Source organism: Streptomyces sp. LMG1-1-1.1 (genome assembly GCF_040815545.1).
Taxonomy (GTDB): domain Bacteria; phylum Actinomycetota; class Actinomycetes; order Streptomycetales; family Streptomycetaceae; genus Streptomyces.
Genome location: NZ_JBFPNH010000071.1, coordinates 1 through 20,373, shown reverse-complemented (window position 1 = coordinate 20,373; position 20,373 = coordinate 1). Strand labels below are relative to the sequence as shown.

The window sequence follows — 20,373 nt, the reverse complement described above, 5'->3', positions numbered from 1 at the left end:
GCCGTCGGCGCCGGACGCGCGGTGGTCGGCGCCGGACGCGCGCCGGACGCGCCCGGCGTGCCGCTCTCGCAGCCGGTCGCCGCGAGCAGCGCCAGCGCGAGCGCTGCCGCGGGCAGCACCCGGTGCCGCCAGTTGATCCCCAAGCCTTCCCCCACTAGCCGCGGAACCCGAGCACGGTCGTGAACCCCTGCGCGCCGTCGGTGAACCCGGTGCCCACCAGCGTGGTGGCGGGCTCCTTGCGCCCGAAGCCGGCGGAGTACCAGCCCAGCGGCGGTTCGCTCTCGCCGCGATGCGCCCGCCAGGACAGCTCCCCGGGCAGGTCGAGCACCGCGGAGCGGTCCTCGCCGTCCCGGGTCCAGGTGAGCACCGCCCGGCTCCCCTCCAGCTCCGCGGTGATCGCCGGACCGAGGTGGAACGCCAGCCGGACGGCCCGGCGCGGGCCGTCCACCTCGTCGACCACGGTCAGCTCACCGCTCTCGGCCGTCAGCTCCACCGTGCGGCGGTGGACGGAGGGCTGGTAGCCGTCGTGCTCGGCGGACCAGCGGGCCGTTCCCCCGCCGGCGCCGCCGGCCGTGTCCGCGACCAGCACCCGGCTGGAGGCGTGCCGGGTCCACAGGAACGGGCCGCCGGAGACCGACTGGTCGGCGTCGTCCAGGGACAGGGTGTTGTGGCCGAGGGTCGACCGGAAGTACCCCCGCCACTCGGGCTGGCCGTGGTAGCAGAACGTCCCCGGGTCGGCGAGCACGTCGACCCCGTCGTGCCGGACCTCCACGGACAGCGCGTCCGCGTGGGCGTGCGCGGCGATGGACAGGAACCCGTGCGGGCCCGCGTCGCAGCGGCACCAGATGCCCTCCGGGCCGCGCAGGATGGTCATGCCCGCGTCGGCGAAGTGGTCCGGCCGGGCGGCCGGCCGGGACACGGCCGGCGCGCCTCCGGCCTCGGCGTACGGCCGGACGAGCGCCGCGAGCAGCGGCGTGCGCACGTCGGTGCCGGTCACCGCGGGCCACCAGGGGAGCCGGCCGAACACGGCGTCCCCGGTGGCGAGCAGCGAGCCCCACCGTTCGGTGCCGGCGCCGTCCACGATCAGACCGTGCCCGTCGTCCGCGTCGCCCTGACGCGGCGGCCGCAGCCGGTCGTCCACGACGGCGGCGAGCGCGTCGGTCATCCGCAGCAGGACCAGCCGGACCGTCGCGGGGACCGGCACGCCGGCGGCGTCCGCCTCGGCCACCGCGGCCAGGCCGAGCTCCAGGACCAGACCGTGGTACTCGGTCGCCAGCTCGCGGTTGAGGCCGGACAGGAAGGTGTTCGCACGCAGATGCCGGTCGAGCGACCGCATCGCGTCGGCCCGCCAGCGCGCCGACGACGGGAACCAGCCGAACGCGCACGCCGCGGCGAACTGCCCGGCGGCCTCGGCGATGACGTGGTTGTTCGCCGAGGACCCCCGGCTGGGGAACGCGGCCAGCCAGCGCTGGTGGTGCCAGATCTGCCGGCGCGCCACCGGGTTGTCCTCGAACAGACCGGCCGCGCCCGGCCAGCCGTCGAGCAGCCGGCGCACCCACACCCAGGACAGCAGCCGGATGCCCAGCTCGATGCCGCTGGTCCAGTGCACCCCGCGCAGCGGCGTGTTGGCCGCCCACCACGACCGCAGGTGCTCGGCCACGCGCTCCGCGTACCGCTCGTCCCCGGTGACCGCGTAGGCGGCGGCGAGCACGGTGAGGTACTGGTGCCGGGACGGCTCCCAGATCTGCTTGATGTCGCCGACCGCCTCCTCGTCCCGGTACGGCACGTCGAAGGCGTAGCCCCACGGGGCCCGGCGGCCCGTCTTCGGGTCGCGGCACCAGTCCGGGTCGACCAGGTCGTCCCGCTCCACCCCGAAGAACTCGGCGTGCCCGGCCATCAGCCGGTCCGCCTCGGCGACGAGCCGCTTCGCGGCGTCCGAGGGCACCGCGTCGAGCGTCCCCGCGGGCAGCACCGCCGTGAACCGGGCGCCGCTCACGGGCGGGCACTCCGGCAGCGCCGACCGCCAGCGCCGCCTGCGCACCGCGTCGGACACCCGGCCGCCGACCTCCCGCGGCCCCATCCGGGACAGCCGCCGCAGGTACCAGCCCGCGCTCATCGTCATCGCGCCCCCGCCAGCGTTACCGGCACACCGGCGGCCAGACCGGCCTGTACGGCGAGGGTGGCCGCCGTGGTGGCGACGAGCGACTCCAGCGGCACCGGCATCGGCCCGCCGGTCCGCACGGCCCTGACGAACGAGGCCAGCTCGGCCTCCTGGCCCTTGTCGCGGGCCTTCGGCAGCCGCGAACTGACCCACCGCTCGGGGCCGTACACCGACGCGCGGACGAAGTCGTCGAGCCGCAGCACCTTGCCGTCGGCGACCATGTCCAGCGTCTCCTTGGGGAAGCCGGGGGCGCCGGTCGTGACGTAGCTGATGGTGGCGGTGGACCCGTCCGGGTAGCGCAGGACGACCTGCAGGTCCTCGTTGCCGGGCGTGGCGACCGCGTACACCGAGACCGGGTCGGCCCCGAGCAGCCAGCTCGCCGTGTCGACGAAGTGCCCGCCCTCGCCGGCGAACCGCGAGCCCTCGGAGCCCTGCTGGAGGTACCAGCTGCCGTGCTGCAACGAGCCGGCGTTGACCAGGTAGCGGAGGCTCGCCGGACCGGTCCGGGCGCCGAACCGCTTCCTGGCCTCCTGGAGCAGCGGCGAGAACCGGCGGTTGAAGCCCACCTGAAGCCGGTCGTTGCCGGACTTCTCCACCGCCGCGAGCACCCCGGCCAGCTCGTCCTCGGTGAGCGCCAGCGGCTTCTCCACGAACACGGCCTTGCCGGCGAGCAGCGCCCGCTGGGTCAGTTCGGCGTGCGAGCTGTGCCGGGTGACCACGAACACCGCGTCGACGGCCGGGTCGTCGAGCACGGAGTCCAGGTCGGTGGTCGCCTCGGCGAAGCCGAACTTCCGCTGCGCGTTGGCCGCGGACAGCGCCGTCGTGGTGACGACCTTCGACAGCTCGACGCCCTCGCGCCGCGCCAGGTGCGGCAGCAGCATCGACGTCGCGTAGTTCCCGGCGCCGACGAACGCCAGCCGCACCGGCGAGCCGGCCGGGCGGGCCGGGGCGGTCGTGCCGCCGGCGGGCCGCCTCACCGCGGGCACCGCCACCGCCGGCGCCTCCGCCTCCGCTTCCCCCTCGGGCGCGGGGTAGCGGAACAGTACGGCCACGGCCTTCAGATCGCCGTCCTTCAGCGACCGGTACGTCTCGACGGCGTCCTCGAAGTCGGCGACGTGGGAGACCAGGGGCTCCACGTCGACGCTGCCGCGCGCGGCGAGATCGAGGAAGCAGGCCAGGTTGCGGCGCTCGGTCCAGCGCACGTAACCGATCGGGTAGTCCCGCCCCTCCAGCTCGTACTCCGGGTCGTAGCGCCCGGGGCCGTACGAGCGGGAGAACCGGACGTCGAGCTCCTTCTCGTAGTACGCGTTCCACGGCAGGTCCAGACGGCACTTGCCGATGTCGACGACCCGGCCCCGGTCCCGGCTCATCCGGGCGGCCAGCTCGACCGGCTGGTTGCTGCCGCCGCCGGCGGCCAGGTACACCTGGTCCACGCCGTGGCCGCCGGTGAGTTCGGCGACGGCGGTCTCCACGGCAGCCGAGCCGGGATCGGCGCAGGCCGTCGCGCCCAGGCGCTCGGCGAGCTCACAGCGCGCCGGATCGGGGTCGACGCCGATGACACGGACGCCCGCGGCGGCGAGCAGCTGCACCACCAGCTGCCCGATCAGCCCGAGGCCGATGACCAGCGCCGACTCGCCGAGCTGCGGTTCGCCCTGGCGGACGCCCTGCAGCGCGATCGACCCGACCGTGCCGAAGGCCGCGTGCCGCGGGGCCAGGCCGTCCGGCACCGGGGTGTAGAGGTTCTTCGGCACCCAGTTCAGTTCGGCGTGCAGCGCGTGCTCGTTGCCGGCGCAGGCCACCAGGTCGCCGACCGCCACGTCGTCGACCCCGGCGCCGACCTGCTCGACCACACCGCACAGGGAGTAGCCGAGCGGCGTGTAGGAGTCCAGCTTGCCCATCACCTTGCGGTAGGTCGCGGGCACCCCGTTGGTGGCCACGCTCTGCATGACCTTGGCCACCTGGTCCGGGCGGGAGCGGGCCTTGCCGAGCATCGACATGCCGGCCTCGGACACCTTCATGAGCTCGGTCCCGGTGGAGATGAGCGAGTAGGCGGTGCGGACCAGCACACCGGCCGGCTTGCATCCGGGCACCGGCACGTCGAGCACCGTCAGTTCGCCGCTCTTGTAGTTCTGTACGACCTGTTTCACCGAAGTCCTCTTGCTCTCTACGCCGTCGCGGGGGAGTTCTGGCCGGACCCGGAGGTCGCGCCGCGATACCAGTACTCGAGGGTCAGCACATGCCACAGATGCTTGGAGAAGTCCCGGTGTCCGGCGGCGTCCTCGGCGACCATGCGCGCCAGCGCGTCGCGGCGCAGCAGCCCGGAACTCACGAGCACGCCGTCGTTGACGACCTCGCGCACCAGCGGCGCCAGATCCCGGCTCATCCACGCCCGCAGCGGGGCGCTGAACAGGCCCTTCGGCCGGTACACGATCTCCCGGGGCAGGACCGAGGCGGCCGCCTCCTTGAGGACGGCCTTGCCCTGCCGTCCGACGATCTTGCGGTCACCGGGCACGGCGAACGCCGCCTTGACCACCTCGACGTCCACGTACGGCACCCGCACCTCGGTCGACGCGGCCATGCTCGACCGGTCCGTGTAGGCGAGGTTCAGGCCCGGCAGGAACATCCGCGCGTCGCCCAGGCACATGCGGTTGACGAAGTCGTCGAGGTCGTTGTCCTCGTAGACGTCCGCGTGCTCGGTCAGCACGTCCGACACCGTCCCGGCCAGGTCCGGATCGACCAGGGCGAGCAGCTCCTCCTGGTCGTACATGGTGTAGCTGCGCCGGAACGCGGTCTCCTCCGGCAGATCGGCGAAGGACAGGAACCGCTTCGCGAACCGCACCGACCGGTACCCCCGGCGGGCCGTCGCGACCGGCAGCCGGTCCACGGTCGCGGACAGGCCGCGCCGCAGCGGCCCCGGAACGCGCTGGTAGCGCAGCGCGAGCACGTTGGCCAGGTGCTTGCGGTACCCGGCGAACAGCTCGTCGGCGCCCATCCCCGAGAGCATCACCTTGACCCCGGCCTCCCGGGCGGCCGAGCAGATCAGGAACGTGTTGATCGCGGCGGGGTCGCCGATGGGCTCGTCCAGGTGGTACGTCATCTGCGGCAGCAGGTCGAGCACGTTCGGAGCGATCTCGATCTCGTGCAGGTCCACGCCGAACCGCTCGGCCACCTGCCGGGCGTACCGCAGATCGTCCGGCATCGCCTCGAACTTGGCGTCCTCGGCCCGGAACCCGATCGTGTAGGCGGAGATCCCCGGCCGGTCGCGGGCCGCCAGCGCGGTCAGATAGCTGGAGTCCAGCCCCCCGGACAGGAACGTCGCCACGGGCACGTCGGACAGCAGGTGGCGCCGGGTCGACTCCTCGACGATCGCGGCCAGATCCGGCACCTCGCCGTTCCGCGCCCGATCCCGGCCCTCCGCCGCGACGTCCTTCAGGTTCCAGTAGCGACCCCGGTCCACCCGTCCGTCGGCCCGGCACCGGAGCCAGCTGCCCGGCGGCAGCTTCTCCGCCTCGCGGTACGCGCACCGCGAGTCCGGCACCCAGTAGTAGAGGAGCGACGCCACCAGCGCGCCGGGATCCACCTCGAGCGACCCGCCGGTCACGGCGGCGAGCGCCTTGAGCTCGGACGTGAACACCAGGCCCTCGCCGCGCCGGAGCACGAACAGCGGCTTGATGCCGAGCTGGTCGCGGGCGAGCACCAGGTCACCGGTGCGCTCGTCGAAGATCCCGAACGCGAACATGCCGCGCAGCCGGGGCAGGCAGTCCGTGCCCCAGCGCCGCCAGGCCTCCAGGAGCACCTCCGTGTCGGAGGTGCCGCGGAAGCGCACCCCGGCGGCGGCCAGTTCGGCCCGCAGCTCGGGCGCGTTGTACAGCTCGCCGTTGTACGTCAGGACCAGGCCGTCCGAGACCATCGGCTGGGCGCCCGTCTCGGACAGGTCGACGATGGCCAGCCGGCGGTGCCCGAGGTGCACTTCGCCGTCACCGACGGCGTGGCTGTAGCGCCCCGCCCCGTCCGGACCGCGATGGGCGAGGGTGTCGGTGAGCCGGTCGGTCACCGCCTTCCCGTCCGGCCATCGGTACGTCCCTGCGATGCCACACATGTCTTACCGCGCCTCCTGGTCGCTTTCCGGGACGCGCGCCGCCCACATGGGCAGCCGCTCCGTCCGTCGCCGGCCCGACCCGTTCTGCCGGGCCTGCCGCTCGTTCTGGCCGCGCAGCGCGGTCTGCGGCCCGTCCCACAGAGTGCCGTCGGTGCGGTCCCGCGGATCGGGGTCGATCAGCACCACACCGATCACCGAGATGTGCTGGTCCGCGAGCTGCCGCGCCACGGTGTGCAGCCATGCGGCGCTGCCGTGCCCGGCCCGTACGACGAGCACCGTCCGGTCGCCCAGGTACCGGAGGTCGGTCCACGCCGCGCCGGGCGCCACCGAGCCGACCCCGATCCGGCGGTCCTGCGGCGACAGCGCGTCGGTGCGGTCCCCGCCCACCACGGTCGGATCCCCCGGCCGCGGGCGGCGGTTGACGAGCCCCTGGCCCGGCAGGCCGTCGACGACGACCACCGGCCCGTCCGAGGCCAGCGCCGCGGCGAGGTCCAGGGCGATCACGCTCGTCGCGCCCTCGCTGCCCAGCTCCAGCAGCGACACCGGATCCGCCGAGTCGCGCACGGTGCGGGCCAGCGACGTGGTGAGCCGTTCGCGTGCCGCCCGGACACGCCGGCGCCGCCACGGCCCGGCCGGCCGGCGGGGCAGCTCCGAGATCACCGAGGCGCCGAGGTCGGCCGCGATGTCCCGGCGCAGCACGGGGCGGTCCGCCACCACCGTGCCGACCGCGGCCACCGCGAGGCCGAGGACGAGCCCGAGGACCAGCCCGACCCCGGCGTGGGTCGCGGCCGCCTTGGCCAGCGAGTGCCGCACCGGGCGCGGCGCGTCCACGATCTGCGTGCCGGTCACGAGACGGGGAGTGCCGATGCGCGCCTCGGCGGCCCGCTGGTCGAAGTCGGCGATGCGCGAGGTGAGTTCGGCCCTGCGGGCGAACAGCGACTCCAGGTCTGCCGACACATTCGGACCGTTCTGCGTCGACGAGCCCCCGATCGTCGCGTTGACCTGCTTGAGTTCCTCGCGCATCCGGTCACGCTGGTCGAGCAGGGCCTTCGCCTCGGCGTTCGAGGCCTCCCGTATCCGCCGCACGTGGTCCGCGACGAACGCGTCGGCCAGCGCCTGGGCGCGGGCCACCGCCTCCGCGTCGCTGTCACCCGTCACGTCGATCCGCAGCACGTTGTTGGTCAGACCGACGCCCAGGTAGTCCTTCATGAAGTCCTCGGGCCTCTCCGGGGACTTGAGGGCCTTCAGGGCGGTGTCGGCGATCCGCGTGGTCTGCAGCAGCTCGACGTCGGTGCGGATCAGCGTTCCCGGATCGTTCGGCTGGTCCTCCTGACGCGCCACCAGCACCTTGGTCGTCGCGGTGGGCGGCGGCGGCAGCAGGATCGCCACCGCCGCGCCGATGAGCAGTCCGAGGAGCGCCATGGAGCCCCAGAGGCGGCGCCGCCTCCGCACCGACACCACCAGCGCGTGCAGGTCGAGGAGCGGAGCCGCCGCCGACGGCTCCGACGTCGTACGCGTCGTCACACCGAACCTCCCGTCGCACCGTCGCCCACGGCGAGCGCCGGCGAGGCGGCGTGCCGACGCTGACCGGCGGACCGAGCCGTCCGCGCCACGACCGGGCCGGCGAGGACGATGCCGACGATCTCGTGCCGGGCGTCCGCACAGGCCTCGGCGACCCCCGCGAGCTCCGCGGCGGTCCAGCTGCCCGCGCTGAGCACGACCAGCGCCCCCGACACGTCGTCGCTGTCCGGCAGCATCGGCTGCGACACCGACACCGTCACCACCCGCAGCCGGGAATGCCCGCTGCCCGGCGATCCGGACGAGGGGTCGCCGTGGGCCTCGGCGACGAGCTGACCGGCCGCCCGGAGGGCGATCTCGTCGCCTTCCGGGACGACGACGAGGAGCCGCCGCGGCGCCGGAAGCAGGTCCCGCAGACGCACGCACACCCGCCGGAAGCGGAGCTGCCTGCTGGCCTCGTCACCGGACGCCCGCGGGGCCGGAATGTCCCACCGGGAGTCGATGCCGAGCAGCCGGCGGAGCCAGCTCCGCGAGCCGCGGCCCCGCGCACGGTGCGCGGAACGCTCCACGGCCACGTCGACGGTGCCCAGGAGCGCCGCGCCCAGCGCCGCCGTGATCTCCGGCTCGCCGCGCAGCCGGCGACTCATCCGCGCCGCGGTGAGGTGACCGATGACCGCGAGCAGGAACGACAGCAGCGCCCCGCCGGCGATGAGCTGCCCCCTCGTCGGCGGTGCCTCGCCGGCGGGCCGTGCCGCCGGACCCATGACGACCATGTTGGCCTTGCTGGACTTGCCGGAAGCGGGGTCGGCCTGGTCCAGCTTCTCGATGGCCTCCCGCAGCGCGGTGCGCAGCTTCTCCAGCTCGGTGCGGGTCTGCACGCTCTCCACGGTCCGCCCGGGATCGGCCGCGTCGGCCAGCTCGGTGATGCGGCGGTTGGTCTGCACGACCGCCTGCCGCAGCGTCTCCAGCCGCGCCGCCGCCTCGGGGTCCGTGTTGTCCCCCACGATCCGCGTGGCGAAGGTGACGAACTGGCGGGCCACCTGGTCGGCGAGCTGCTGGGCGCGCTCCGGGGTGTCGGCCGTGCCCGAGATCTTGATGATGTTCCCGTTGGCGGCCTTGGCGCTCACCTGCTCGCGCAGCTCGCTGCTGCTGACACCGCGCCAGGCGAGTGTGGTGGCCGCGCGGTCGACCACGACCGAACTGGTCGCGATCTCCGCCTGGGTGAGCAGCTCGCGCTCCTCCCACGCCCCCGGCAGCAGCACCGACGCCGACGTCGTGTACCGCGGCGGGACCAGTGTGGAGGCGCCGTAGCCGACGAGCGCGCCCACCACGGTGACGAGGGCGAGGAACCGTCCGCGCCGACGGATAATCCGCCCGATCGTGACCAGGCGTATCGTGTCATCGCTCAACGACCGGGCCCCGTCCCTGGCCGGTTCGGGTCCACCGACGCCGGATCCCGGTCACGGCAGGCGGCGTCGTAGGCGGCGAGCAGGGACTTCTGGGAGTTCCGCCAGGAGAGCGGCCCGCTGATCCGCTCCCGGCCGATCTCGCCCATCCGCGCCCGCTGCTCCGGATCGTCGAGGAGCATGGCGATCAGCTTGGCGAACTCCGACTCGTCATTGGCGGGCGCGTAGACGGCGGCGTCGCCGGCGGAGACGCGCGCCTCCCGGAGGTCGAACGAGACCACCGGCCGACCCATCACCATGTACTCCAGGACCTTGTTCATGGTCGACACGTCGTTCAGCGGATTGCGCGGGTCGGGGGAGAGGCACACGTCCGCGGTGGACAGGTAGCGCGCCAGGTCGGCGTCCGGCACGCGCCCGGTGAACTGCACCTGCTCCGAGAGCCCGAGCCGCTCGGACAGCTCCACCATCGCGTCGAAGGTGTCGCCGCCGCCGACGAACACGGCGTGCCAGTCGCTCCGCCCGACCTCGTCGCGCAGCTTCGCCAGGGCCCGCAGGGCGTAGTCGACACCGTCCTGCGGCCCCATGACGCCGAGGTAGCACAGCAGATGGGGCTTGCCGCGCTTCAGCTCGGGCTCCGCCGGCACGGGGTGGAACCGGTCGACGTCGGGCGCGCTGCGCACGACGAACACGTCCTCGGGCCGCCGGCCGCCACGGCGCACCGCGACGTCCCGGTAGCTCTCGTTCGTGGCGAGCACGATGTCGGCGGCCCGGTAGGTCCGCCGTTCCAGCGCGCACACGGCGCGGTAGAGCAGGTCCTCGCCGCGGTCGAACCGCGAGAGGTACAGCTCGGGCACCAGGTCGTGCTGGTCGAAGACGAACCGCGCTCCGCTCCGCTTCATCCACAGGGCCGGCAGGAACAGCAGGTCCGGCGGGTTGCAGGCGTGGACCACGTCGACCGGGCCCACCTTCCGGGCCAGCCGGAAGGTGTGCCACAGCGCGGAGCCGTACTCCTTCAGGTAGCCGGCCGGGCCTCCGGTGGCCGCGCGCAACGGGTAGCGGTGGATCCGCACCCCGTCGATCTCGACCTCCCGCTCGGTGTCCCTCTTGCTGCCCTGCGGACAGATGACGTGGACCTCCCAGCCCGCGTCGCGCAGGGTCGTGCACTCCTGCCACACCCGCCGGTCGAACGGCACCGACAGGTTTTCCACCAGGATCAGCGCGCGCCGGTTCTTCCGGCCGCCACTGGTCTTTTCACCAAGCAAGGCCCACGTACCCAGGTTCGGCCCGGCGCGCGTCGGCGTCGGGAAGGTGGATGAGGTCGACGATCAGCGGCCCGTCGCCATGGGGGAGCGCCGCGAGCACGGCCGGATCCCTGGTGCCGACGAGGCACACCTCGGCGTGCTCGAGCACCTCCTCGACGGAGTCCGCGAGCAGCTGCCCGAGGTGCGGCAGCCGGGTCTCGATGTACTCGCGGTTCGCGCCGAGCAGCCGGGAGAGGCTGACGTTGGCGTCGTGGATCTTCAGCTCGTAGCCCTTGCCGAAGAGCCGCTCCGCCAGCTCGACGAGCGGGCTCTCGCGGAGGTCGTCGGTGCCGGGCTTGAAGGAGAGTCCGAACAGGCCCACCCGGCGCTTGCCGGTGCGCTCGACGAGGTCCACCGCGCGCTGCAGGTGGTCGGCGTTGGACGCCAGCACGTGGGAGAGGATCGGCACCGAGACGTCGGCCCGCTGCGCCGCGTGGACCAGGCTGCGCAGGTCCTTGGGGAGGCAGGAGCCGCCGAAGGCGAAGCCGGGCCGCAGGTAGGCGGGGCTGATGTTCAGCTTGCGGTCGGCCAGGAACACGTCCATGACCTGGTGCGAGTCCACGCCGAGCGCCTGGCACACCGAGCCCAGCTCGTTCGCGAAGCCGATCTTCAGGCCGTGGAAGGCGTTGTCCGCGTACTTGATCGCCTCGGCGGTCGGCACCGGCACCCGGAACACCTCGCCGGGCAGGCCCTCGTACAGCGAGAGCACCACGTCGCCGCTCGCCGCGTCGAGCTCGCCGATGACGGTCTTGGGCGGGTCGAAGAAGTCCCGCACGCTCGTGCCCTCGCGCAGGAACTCCGGGTTGACCGCGACCCCGACGTCGACCCCGGCCGTACCGCCGACGTACTTCTCCAGGATCGGCACCAGCAGGTTCAGGCAGGTGCCGGGGAGCATGGTGCTGCGGAACACGACGGTGTGCCGCCCGCCCCGCTCGGCGAGCGCGACGCCGATCTCCTCGGTGACCCGCTCCAAGTACGTCGTGCACAGGCTGCCGTTGGGCTCCGACGGCGTGCCCACGCAGATCAGCGACACCTCGCTGGCCATGATCGCCTCGCGGACGTCGGTGGTGGCGTGTAAGGCCCCGCTCCGCACGACCTCGGCGACGAGCTCGCCGATCCCCTCCTCGACCACCGGGGCCTTGCCGTCGTTGACCAGGTCCACCTTCACCTGGTTCACGTCGACGCCGACGACCTCGTGGCCCATGCTCGCCAGGCACGCGGCCGACACGCAGCCCACGTAGCCGAGCCCGAAAACGCTGACCTTCATGACGCGTTCCTCCCCCCAGGCAGGCCCTCACGGCCTGCGGTCCGCACATCCACCGGACGACGTCCCCCGCACATCAGTAGGCCCCCTGGCCGTAGAGCACCGCACGCAGCGTCTTCCACAAGATCACCGTGTCCAGGGCGAGCGACCAGTCCTCCACGTACCGCAGGTCGAGCCGGACCGCCTCCTCCCACGGCAGGTCGCTGCGTCCGCTGATCTGCCACAGGCCGGTGAGTCCGGGTTTGACCAGCAGCCGCCGCCGGATGTCCGGGCCGTACGCGGCGCACTCCTCGGGTAACGGCGGCCGCGGGCCGACGAGCGACATCGATCCGGTGAGCACGTTGAACAGCTGCGGGAGCTCGTCGATCGAGTAGCGGCGCAGCACCGAGCCGACCCGGGTCACCCGGGGGTCCTGGCGCATCTTGAACAGGAGGCCGGCGCCCTCGTTGAGGTCGGCCAGCTCGGCACGGGCCCGGTCCGCCCCGGCGACCATGGTGCGGAACTTGAGGATGGTGAACTCGTCGCCGTCCTTGCCGACCCGGCGCTGGCGGTAGACCGCGCCGCCCCGGCTCTCCACCATCACGAGCAGCGCGACCAGCAGCATCAGCGGGGCGAACAGCAGCAGCAGCAATGCCGCGCCCAACCGGTCGACGACCTCCTTGACGGCCCGCCGGCCGCCGGTGAAGGTCGGCATGCTGACCCGCAGCAGCGGGATCCCGAGCACCGCGTCGACGTGCAGCCGCGGGCCGGCCACCTCCATCAGCACGGGCGCCACGACCATCTCGGCGTCGCTGCCCTCGAGGTTCCACGCCAGCCGCTGGAGCCGGTCCGGTGACCAGTGCGGGTCGGGCGTGACGGCGACGACACGGTATCCGTCGCGGCGGATGTGGGTGGCGACCTCCGTCAGGCGGCCGACGACCGGCACCCCGTCCAGCTGGTCGCCGTCGATCCCGAGGCCGTCGGTCGTGCACACCGCGTCCACCCGCCACCCGAGGTGCGGGAACTTGCGGGTCCGGTTGATCAGATCGCGCACGGTGGCCGGGCTGCCGGCGGCGAGCACCGGCCGCAGGCACCGTCCCTCCTTGCGCTGCTTGTGCAGCCAGAGGCGGAGCAGATACCGCGTGGTCATGGTGACGACCGCGATCGCGGGGATCGCGACGAAGATCCAGAGCTTGATGTTGCGCGAGGTCAGGGCTATGCCGCCGAGGGCCAGCATGACGGTCGCCATGAAGAGGGAGCGTCCGAGCCTGCGGAACTCCTCGGCACCCTGGCCGAGCACGGCCGGGGCCCACGCCCGGCTCACCGCGAGCGCCCCCAGCACCAGCAGCTCGGTGCCGAACGCGAGTATGCCCCACTTCTCGTGCCAGTTGGCGGCGTCCCGCGCCCCGAAGAACTCGCCTATCGCGGCCACCACGAACGCGGTGGCCGCGGTGTCGCTGATGATGACGGTACGGCGGTACCGCTGCTCCCAGTCACTCGCGGTCCGGTCGATCGTCCCGTTCGCCAGACGCCCGCGCGCTGACGGAAGCGGGCTGACTAGTCCCCCCTGCCGCACAGAACCCCCCAGGTCCCAGTGATTCGACGTGTTCGCCCCACACCGTTCCTCCTCCGGAGGGCCCCCATCCCCTCCGTACACGGAATCCCGGTTCATCCGGACCCGGTCGAGCGACCCGCCCTGGCGGCGGCAGGCTCACCTGTCCGGTCGGACCCTCGACGCGCGCGGCGACCCGCCGAAAGCCTGGAGTGCTCCCCGCACCCAAAGCCCCCCGGGGCACCACGAGTTGATCCCCCCACGGCCGACGCGGGGGCGCGACTGACGGCCCTCCCCCGTGCCGGACCTAAAGATCTTTGTTGGTACGCCTCGTGTCCGATCAGCTGAAGCACGGTCAATCTAGACCATCGAGACGGGTATGGAGAGGGGGTGTGTGTAATTTGTGCGTAAGCTTTGAGACTTGATCCATCGGCTGGTCGCGGCCTGGTCGAAGCGTTGACTAACTGGTAAAGAAGCAGGGCATGTTGAGAAGCTGAAGCACTCGTTCCGCATGTGTCCGCACGCCCCTCCGGGGTGCACGTCATGCCCGGGCGGACGGAACCCGCACTCCTCCGATGCGCTCAGCTCACCACCCCGGCGTGCGCCCCCGCCGGCACATCCGAAGGCCCGACCGGAAATCGACGTCCCGTGAACGGAAGTCGAGGGCGTCCTCCGGCTGCCCCTCCCTCCCGGTGTGACCAGCGTCACTCCTCCCGTCCGTGATGTTCGCGGGGCCGCATCCGCTTGATCATCCGGCGGGTCCCGCCACTTCGATGGGGAAGGGGGGTCAGCGATGGACCACGAGTGCGTGACGCTGCGCGCGGCCGACATGCGCGGGCACGCGTCCGAGTTCGTCGAAGGCGTGACCGCGAGAGCGCGGCTGCCGCTGGACTACACGGCGGGGAGCCTGCGCCTGGTGGACCGGCTGATCGACGGGTTACGGCGGGGTGGCGCGGCGCGGGAGGAGGTGACCGGGCCGCTGACGGGCCTCGGGGCGTACGTCGGCGAGGTGCTGGTGCGGGAGGCCGGCGCGGTGTGGGTGGACCTGCCGCCCGGCCATCCCCTGCGGTCCCTGTTCACCCACCCGGTCGGCGTCAGGATGCCGGACGGGCGGGTCTGGAACCCGCTCGGCCGCACCGTGAACCGCTTCGAACGAGGACCGGCGGAGTCGCTCCAGACGTTCTTCCTCACCCTGCACGGCCGGCGGCCGCCCCGCGCGCGCCGGGGCCCGGTGCGGGGTCCCGGCAGGCCGTAGGGGGTGTCCTGTCGACGATCTGACAGGGCGTCGGAGGCGGCCCGCCGACGGTCTGAAAGGATGTGCGCCCTCGGGGTTCACGACGAGGCCGGGGGTCCGAAGGCGTACGGGGTGTGAAGAGGGTCGTGTGGGCGAGGGAACGGGGCGCGTGCCCGCCGCGGCACCCGGCCGGGACCGCGACGCGGAGCTCGGCGCGGCCGTCGAGCGGGCCCGCCACGGCGACGAGGAGGCCTTCGCGCAGGCCTACCGGATCGTCAACCCCGGACTGCTCGGATACCTGAGGGGCATGGTCGGCGAGGACGCCGAGGACGTCGCCTCCGAAGCGTGGCTGGAGATAGCCCGCGACCTCGGCCGCTTCCGCGGCGACAGCGCGGGATTCCGCGGCTGGACCGCGACCATCGCCCGCCACCGCGCCCTCGACCACCTCCGCCGCGTACGGTCACGGCCCCGCCCCACCGGGATCGAGCAAGACGTCCTCGACCTCCCGACTCCCGGGGACACGGCCGGCGAGGCCCTGGACGCCCTGTCGACCGAGCGCGCGCTCGCCCTGATCGCCGGGCTGCCGCGGGACCAGGCCGAGGCCGTACTGCTGCGGGTCGTCGTCGGCCTCGACGGACCGACCTCCGCCCGAGTTCTCGGCAAACGTCCCGGTGCGGTACGGTCCGCCGCACACCGGGGATTGAAGCGACTCGAAAGACAACTCCGGGAAAGGGGGAGGTGACCCATGTCCGACGACCGGCTGAACCGCACACTGGAGGACTCCCTGCGGGCCGCACTGAGCGGACGGACCGGCACCACCGGCGACCCCACTCCGAGCGGACGGAACGGCGCCACGGGCGGCCCGACTCCGAGCGGACGGAACGGCGCCACGGGCGGCCCGACTCCGAGCGGACGGAACGGCACCACGGGCGGCCCCGCTCCGAGCGGACGGACCGGCACCACGAGCGACTTCGCTCCGAGCGGGGGCCGGTCGGGAGCCGACGGCCCGGCGCTGGGCGGGGAGTTCACCCCGCAGGCGACCCGGGGTGCCGGGTACACCGAGGGCGCCGAGGGTGCCGAAGGCGCCGAGGCGAGTGCCCTCGCCGCGTTCCGCGCCGCCCGGGACGCGGGCCTGCACGCCTCCCTGCCGCCGCGTCGCCGCGACGACTGGACGCCCGCCGCCGACCGTCGGCGCCCGAGGCGTTCCCTCAGGGCGGCCGTGGCCGTGCTGTTCGCCAGCGCCACGCTGGGTGGCGTGGCCGTCGCCACCGGCGGCCTCCCCGACGAGCTGCCGGCGACCCTCGTCCCCGATACCGCCGGCACGGAGACCGCGCCGACACCCGCTCCCACGAGGACCGGACCGACACCCCCCGCACGACCCGAGTCCGCCACCCCCATCCACCCGGAGGGCTACCCCCCGCCGACCCCCACGTGCCCCCGCGAGCCCACGTGCCGCGAGACGGGGAGGAACGGCAAGCCGGGGCGCGGCCAGGGGAAGGGCAAAGGCAAGGGCCTCGGCGAGGACGACGGCGGGGGCATCCGCGACGGCAACGGCGAGGACTACGGCACGGACCAGGGCAAGGACCCGGGCGCCCGGGGTCCGAGCGGCCGTGACGGTGCCACGGCCCGACCGGGCCTACCCGGATCGCGCAACGGGTGAGGCCGAGGCCGTCGCGCATCCCGCGGGCCGGCGGCTTCCGCCCGCACCCGCGGTGTCAGGCGGCAACGGGCGGGTGAGCTCCCGCGGGTCGGTGGCTTCCGTCCGCACCCGCAGCAGGTGGCTTCAGGCGGGTGAGCTCCCGCGACCCTGTGGCCTCCGGGCGCAGCCGCAGGGTCGCGGGCGCCGACGCCACGCGCAGGCTCACGAGCCTTCCGTCGGCTGGGGGTTGTCGCCGTAGCGGCCGGTGTCCGTCTCCCAGCGGTGGTAGCCGACGATCCAGGCGGCGAGGCCGTCGACGTACCGGCGGGCCGCATCGCGCGCGGCCGGGGCGAGGCCGAGGAGGTCGCATGTCGCGGGGGTTCGGGACGACAGCTCCCGGAAGCGGTCGACCATCGTCTGGGCCTCGCGCATCACCTCGGCGGCAGCCTCCTCGGCGGTGCCGCCGCGCTCCTCGCGGACGATCATCACCATGTTGGCGACGTCGCCCCGGGCGAGTTCCTGGGAGTAGGAGTGCACGTCGTTGGTGAACGAGGGTATGTCCGCCGCCAGTTGGCGCATCTGGCGAAAGTCGGGGTGGTGCAGTACCTCCTGCGGCAGCTCGAACCGGTTGAGCCGTTCGACCATGTCGAAGAGAGTCTCCATGGCGGCCGTGCCCCGGCGGAGCGCCAGATAGCCCTCCCGGTCCGGGAGCCGGCCGGAGAGCCGGCCGGCGGCCTCGGCTGGGTGGCAGGCGAAGTACCACTCCCAGTTGTAGGCCGAACGGGCCCGCCATCGGGCGGACATGCCGTGCGCGCTGCGCTCCCAGAGGTCGGCGAAGGCGCGCTCGACGGGGGTGCGGGCGCCGGGCTCGGGGCCCTCGCCGTGCACGAGGGCCGTCAGGCGGGTGCAGACCTCCGCCACGCGTGCCGGGGCCCGGCCGAGATCCGTGTCGAACCGGTCGTCGAAGAGGAAGTAGAAGCCGATCAGGTCCGCGGCGAGGGCGAGGTCGTCGGTGGCGCAGTCGGGGCTGGTGAACGCGGCGAGACGAGGGACGTCCCACTTCTCGTACGCCGTCCGCTCGATGGCGCCGGCGAGGCCCACATGGCCGAGCAGCCACTCCTGGTGGCGCTGCACGATGTGGCCCTGGTTCGGATTCCTGCGCAGGGGAAACGGCAGATCGAGCACCGCGGTGTGGAACACGTAACCCCCAGGGTTTGATCCCGGGAGACCCCCGAACGCCCCCGGCGTATTCGAACAGTACTTGACCTGATCATCAACTGCCACTGACATCAGGGGAGTCGCATTCCAGCCTATGCGGGATCGGCGCCTGGATCGGCCGCCGCGCACCCATGCCTGACGACGGACGCCTCCCGTGCCTGGTGACGACGCTCGGGGCCCGTGGCGCGGACGCGTACGAGCGGGAGAGGGAGGCCCTGCTGGTGGTCGTGTTCAAGCCGGACGCTCCGACTGATCGTCCGGGCCGCCGAGGGGGGTGTTCGAGAGGGCGCATGGCGCGAACTTGCCCTGGCCCGACTCTCGTTACACGCCCATCAGCAGCAGTGAGGCCCACAGGGCGACCGTCGAGGCGACCAGGGCGGCGGGCACCGTCAACAGGCCGAGCCGGGTGAACTCGCCGAGGGCCACGGGGTGTCCGTGGTCATGGGCGACGCGGCGCCACAGGAGGGTGGCGAGGGAGCCGGCGTAGGTGAGGTTGGGGCCGATGTTCACGCCGAGCAGCACGGCGAGCACCGAGCCCGGGCCGGAGGCGGCCGCCAGCGGCACCAGGGCCAGGGTGGCGGGCAGGTTGTTGATCAGGTTGGCGAGGGCGGCGGCGAGTACGGCGGTGCCGAGCAGGGCGGGGAGCGAGGTGCCGTCGGGGAGGACGTGGGCGAGGGCGGACCCGAGGCCGTTGTCGACGACCGCCCGGACGACGACGCCGAGCCCCAGGACGAACGCGAGGAACGGCAGCGACGCCGAGCGGACGAGAGCGCGCGGGGTGGTGCGCCGGTGGACCAGGGCGTGTACGGCCAGGACGGCGGCGCCCGCCGCCGCGGCCCAGGCCGGGTCGAGGCCGGTGGCCGAGGCGACGCCGAACCCGGCGAGCGTCGCGGCCACCGTGCAGAGCGCGAACACCGGGAACGGGGTGGGCGCCGGCGGATCGACCGGGGCCGCCGGAGCGGCGAGGTCGCGCGCGAAGAAGCGGCGGAAGACCGCGTACTCGACCGCGATGGCGGCGAGCCAGGGGAGCAGCATCAGCAGCGCGAACCGCGTGAAGCCGACCCCGGCGGCCGTGAACGCCAGCAGGTTGGTGAGGTTCGAGACCGGCAGCAGCAGCGAGGCCGTGTTGGACAGGTGCGCGCTCGCGTACACGTGAGGTCCGGGGCGGGCTCCCATCCGGGCGGTGGTCGCGAAGACCACCGGGGTCAGCAGTACGACCGTCGCGTCCAGGCTCAGCACCGCGGTGATCAGCGAGGCGAGTGCGAACACGGCTCCGAGCAGCCGCTGCGGACGACGGCGTGCCCGGCGCGCCATCCAGGCGCCGCAGGCACGGAAGAGCCCCTCGTCGTCGCAGAGCGCGGCCAGGACGAGCACCGCCGCCAGGAAGCCGATCACCGGCCCCAGCCGCTCCGCCTCCTCGCGTACGGCCGCGGGCGTGACCGCACCCACGGCCAGGACGACCCCGGCGGCGGGCACCGCGAAGGCGGCCTCGGGGAGGCGGAACGGGCGGACGACGGCGCAGATCAGCACCACGGCCAGGGCGAGCACGGACACGGACGCAACGAGCATGTGTTCGATGATCCAGGTCGGTCTCGGGGGCGGAGTCTTCGGGGGTCGGGGCCTTCGGGGTCGGGGCTCCGGGAGGCGGGGCCCTCGGAGGTCAGGGCTCCGGGGCGGCTTCGCCTCCCGCCCCTCGCTGACCCGACGTCAGAAGGGAGTGGGTGCGAAAGCCTTGTGGCCTCCGCGTTCATCAATAAAATGTCACACACCATACAAGGGAGTCCATTCATGGCCCACGAGCGCGTCCCCGTGCACCGCACCCACCCCTGGCGCGGGATCATGGTCGCCACCGCCCTCCCCTTCCGCGAGGACCTGTCCGTCGACCACGACGCGTACGCCGAGCACGTGGCCTGGCTGATCGCCAACGGCTGCGACGGGGTCGTCCCCAACGGTTCCCTCGGCGAGTACCAGACCCTCACCGACGAGGAGCGCGCCCAGGTCGTGCGTACCGCCGTCGCGGCGGCCGGGGACGGGGCGCGGGTCATGCCCGGTGTCGCCGCGTACGGCAGTGCCGAGTCCCGCCGCTGGGCCGAGCAGGCCGCCGAGGCCGGCGCCGGATCGGTCCTCCTGCTGCCGCCCAACGCCTACCGCGCCGACGAGCACGCCGTACGCGCCCACTACGCCGAGGTCGCCGCCGCCGGACTGCCCGTCGTCGCCTACAACAACCCCATCGACACCAAGGTCGACCTCACGCCCGCGCTGCTCGCGAGCCTGCACGGCGACGGGAGCATCGTCGCCGTCAAGGAGTTCAGCGGCGACGTCCGCCGCGCCTACGAGATCGCCGAACTCGCCCCGGGACTGGACCTGCTGATCGGCGCCGACGACGTCCTCCTCGAACTCGCCGTGGCAGGTGCGGTCGGCTGGATCGCCGGCTACCCCAACGCCCTCCCGCGCAGCTGCGCCACGCTCTACCACGCCGCCGTCGCCGGCGACCTCGCCACCGCCCTCCCCCTCTACAGGGCCCTGCACCCACTGCTGCGCTGGGACTCCAAGACCGAGTTCGTCCAGGCCATCAAGCTCTCCATGGACCTCGCCGGCCGCCCCGGCGGCGCCACCCGGCCGCCCCGCCACCCGCTCACGCCTGAGCACGAGGCGGTCGTCCGCGCCGCGACGGAGAAGGCCCTCGCGGAGGGGCACGCGTAAGGGCTTCTGCCCAGCCCAGCCCAGCCCAGCCCAGCCCAGCCCAGTTCTTCCCTGCCGTCTGCAATCCCTTAATCCCTCCCTCCCTCCACCAATCCCTTCCTCCCTCCATCCCTCCATCCCTCCATCCCTCCATCCCTCCGTCCGTACGCCCGAAGGGGACGACCCCATGCGCACGCGTCATGTCTTCCACGCCGTCGATTCGCACACCGAGGGCATGCCCACCCGGGTGATCACCGGGGGTGTCGGGGTGATTCCCGGGGCCACCATGGCCGAGCGCAGGGCGCATTTCCTCGCGCACA

The 20,373-nt window shown here is 73.3% G+C and carries 15 protein-coding genes; 5 read left to right on the top strand and 10 right to left on the bottom strand.

All coding sequences use genetic code 11. The features are described from left to right. Positions 1-154: 154 nt before the first annotated feature. The 8 genes from MRBLMG1_RS33295 to MRBLMG1_RS33260 form a co-directional block, all read right to left on the bottom strand. The gene (locus tag MRBLMG1_RS33295) at positions 155-2,122 is read right to left on the bottom strand and encodes a heparinase II/III family protein (RefSeq protein ID WP_367827869.1); all 1,968 of its coding nucleotides are present in this window, start codon (positions 2,120-2,122) and stop codon (positions 155-157) included. Then, positions 2,119-4,308 (bottom strand): bi-domain-containing oxidoreductase, encoded by a 2,190-nt coding sequence (locus MRBLMG1_RS33290; protein ID WP_367827868.1) that lies wholly within the window; start codon positions 4,306-4,308, stop codon positions 2,119-2,121. The genes MRBLMG1_RS33295 and MRBLMG1_RS33290 overlap by 4 nt, the downstream gene beginning before the upstream one ends. A gap of 17 nt (positions 4,309-4,325) precedes the next feature. Beyond that, complete coding sequence (gene asnB / locus MRBLMG1_RS33285; RefSeq protein WP_367827867.1) at positions 4,326-6,260, bottom strand: asparagine synthase (glutamine-hydrolyzing); 1,935 nt, start codon at positions 6,258-6,260, stop codon at positions 4,326-4,328. Positions 6,261-6,263: 3 nt separating this feature from the next. Continuing rightward, positions 6,264-7,784 (bottom strand): Wzz/FepE/Etk N-terminal domain-containing protein, encoded by a 1,521-nt coding sequence (locus MRBLMG1_RS33280; RefSeq protein ID WP_367827866.1) that lies wholly within the window; start codon positions 7,782-7,784, stop codon positions 6,264-6,266. Beyond that, positions 7,781-9,187 (bottom strand): Wzz/FepE/Etk N-terminal domain-containing protein, encoded by a 1,407-nt coding sequence (locus tag MRBLMG1_RS33275; RefSeq protein ID WP_367827865.1) that lies wholly within the window; start codon positions 9,185-9,187, stop codon positions 7,781-7,783. Before MRBLMG1_RS33275 ends, MRBLMG1_RS33280 begins: the two co-directional genes overlap by 4 nt. Then, a complete protein-coding gene (locus MRBLMG1_RS33270) occupies positions 9,184-10,446 on the bottom strand; it encodes a glycosyltransferase family 4 protein (RefSeq protein WP_367827864.1) in 1,263 nt (420 codons plus the stop codon). The genes MRBLMG1_RS33275 and MRBLMG1_RS33270 overlap by 4 nt, the downstream gene beginning before the upstream one ends. Beyond that, positions 10,436-11,752 carry a nucleotide sugar dehydrogenase gene (locus MRBLMG1_RS33265; protein ID WP_367827863.1) on the bottom strand — a complete coding sequence of 439 codons (1,317 nt, stop codon included), beginning with the start codon at positions 11,750-11,752 and terminating at the stop codon, positions 10,436-10,438. The genes MRBLMG1_RS33270 and MRBLMG1_RS33265 overlap by 11 nt, the downstream gene beginning before the upstream one ends. Before the next feature lie 73 nt (positions 11,753-11,825). Then, positions 11,826-13,304 carry a sugar transferase gene (locus MRBLMG1_RS33260; RefSeq protein ID WP_367827862.1) on the bottom strand — a complete coding sequence of 493 codons (1,479 nt, stop codon included), beginning with the start codon at positions 13,302-13,304 and terminating at the stop codon, positions 11,826-11,828. 769 nt (positions 13,305-14,073) lie between these two features. Here MRBLMG1_RS33260 and MRBLMG1_RS33255 point away from each other — a divergent pair. The 3 genes from MRBLMG1_RS33255 (at position 14,074) to MRBLMG1_RS33245 (ending at position 16,174) form a co-directional block, all read left to right on the top strand. Beyond that, positions 14,074-14,535: a hypothetical protein gene (locus tag MRBLMG1_RS33255; protein ID WP_367827861.1), complete on the top strand. Its 462-nt coding sequence runs from the start codon at positions 14,074-14,076 to the stop codon at positions 14,533-14,535. A gap of 148 nt (positions 14,536-14,683) precedes the next feature. Further along, entirely contained in the window at positions 14,684-15,256 is a 573-nt protein-coding gene (locus tag MRBLMG1_RS33250) for an RNA polymerase sigma factor (RefSeq protein WP_367827860.1), read from the top strand. A gap of 3 nt (positions 15,257-15,259) precedes the next feature. Beyond that, positions 15,260-16,174, top strand: coding sequence for a hypothetical protein (locus tag MRBLMG1_RS33245; protein WP_367827859.1), 915 nt, complete (start codon positions 15,260-15,262; stop codon positions 16,172-16,174). Positions 16,175-16,375: 201 nt separating this feature from the next. Here MRBLMG1_RS33245 and MRBLMG1_RS33240 read toward each other — a convergent pair whose 3' ends face one another. After that, positions 16,376-17,353 (bottom strand): terpene synthase family protein, encoded by a 978-nt coding sequence (locus MRBLMG1_RS33240; RefSeq protein WP_367827858.1) that lies wholly within the window; start codon positions 17,351-17,353, stop codon positions 16,376-16,378. A gap of 339 nt (positions 17,354-17,692) precedes the next feature. Next, complete coding sequence (locus tag MRBLMG1_RS33235; protein ID WP_367827871.1) at positions 17,693-18,952, bottom strand: SLC13 family permease; 1,260 nt, start codon at positions 18,950-18,952, stop codon at positions 17,693-17,695. Between the two features lie 207 nt (positions 18,953-19,159). Between MRBLMG1_RS33235 and MRBLMG1_RS33230 the strand changes: the two genes are divergently transcribed. Beyond that, positions 19,160-20,074, top strand: a complete 915-nt coding sequence (locus tag MRBLMG1_RS33230; protein WP_367827857.1) for a dihydrodipicolinate synthase family protein — start codon at positions 19,160-19,162, stop codon at positions 20,072-20,074. Between the two features lie 166 nt (positions 20,075-20,240). After that, positions 20,241-20,373 (top strand): proline racemase family protein (locus MRBLMG1_RS33225; RefSeq protein ID WP_367827870.1); only part of this gene is annotated, 133 nt, incomplete at its 3' end.

What these genes read in the sequence shown, in the direction of transcription:
- MRBLMG1_RS33255 (WP_367827861.1), top strand. Translation starts at nt 14,074, where the DNA reads ATGGACCACGAGTGCGTGACGCTGCGCGCGGCCGACATGCGCGGGCAC.
- MRBLMG1_RS33230 (WP_367827857.1), top strand. Translation starts at nt 19,160, where the DNA reads ATGGCCCACGAGCGCGTCCCCGTGCACCGCACCCACCCCTGGCGCGGG.
- asnB (WP_367827867.1), bottom strand. Translation starts at nt 6,260, where the DNA reads ATGTGTGGCATCGCAGGGACGTACCGATGGCCGGACGGGAAGGCGGTG.
- MRBLMG1_RS33265 (WP_367827863.1), bottom strand. Translation starts at nt 11,752, where the DNA reads ATGAAGGTCAGCGTTTTCGGGCTCGGCTACGTGGGCTGCGTGTCGGCC.
- MRBLMG1_RS33245 (WP_367827859.1), top strand. Translation starts at nt 15,260, where the DNA reads ATGTCCGACGACCGGCTGAACCGCACACTGGAGGACTCCCTGCGGGCC.
- MRBLMG1_RS33295 (WP_367827869.1), bottom strand. Translation starts at nt 2,122, where the DNA reads ATGACGATGAGCGCGGGCTGGTACCTGCGGCGGCTGTCCCGGATGGGG.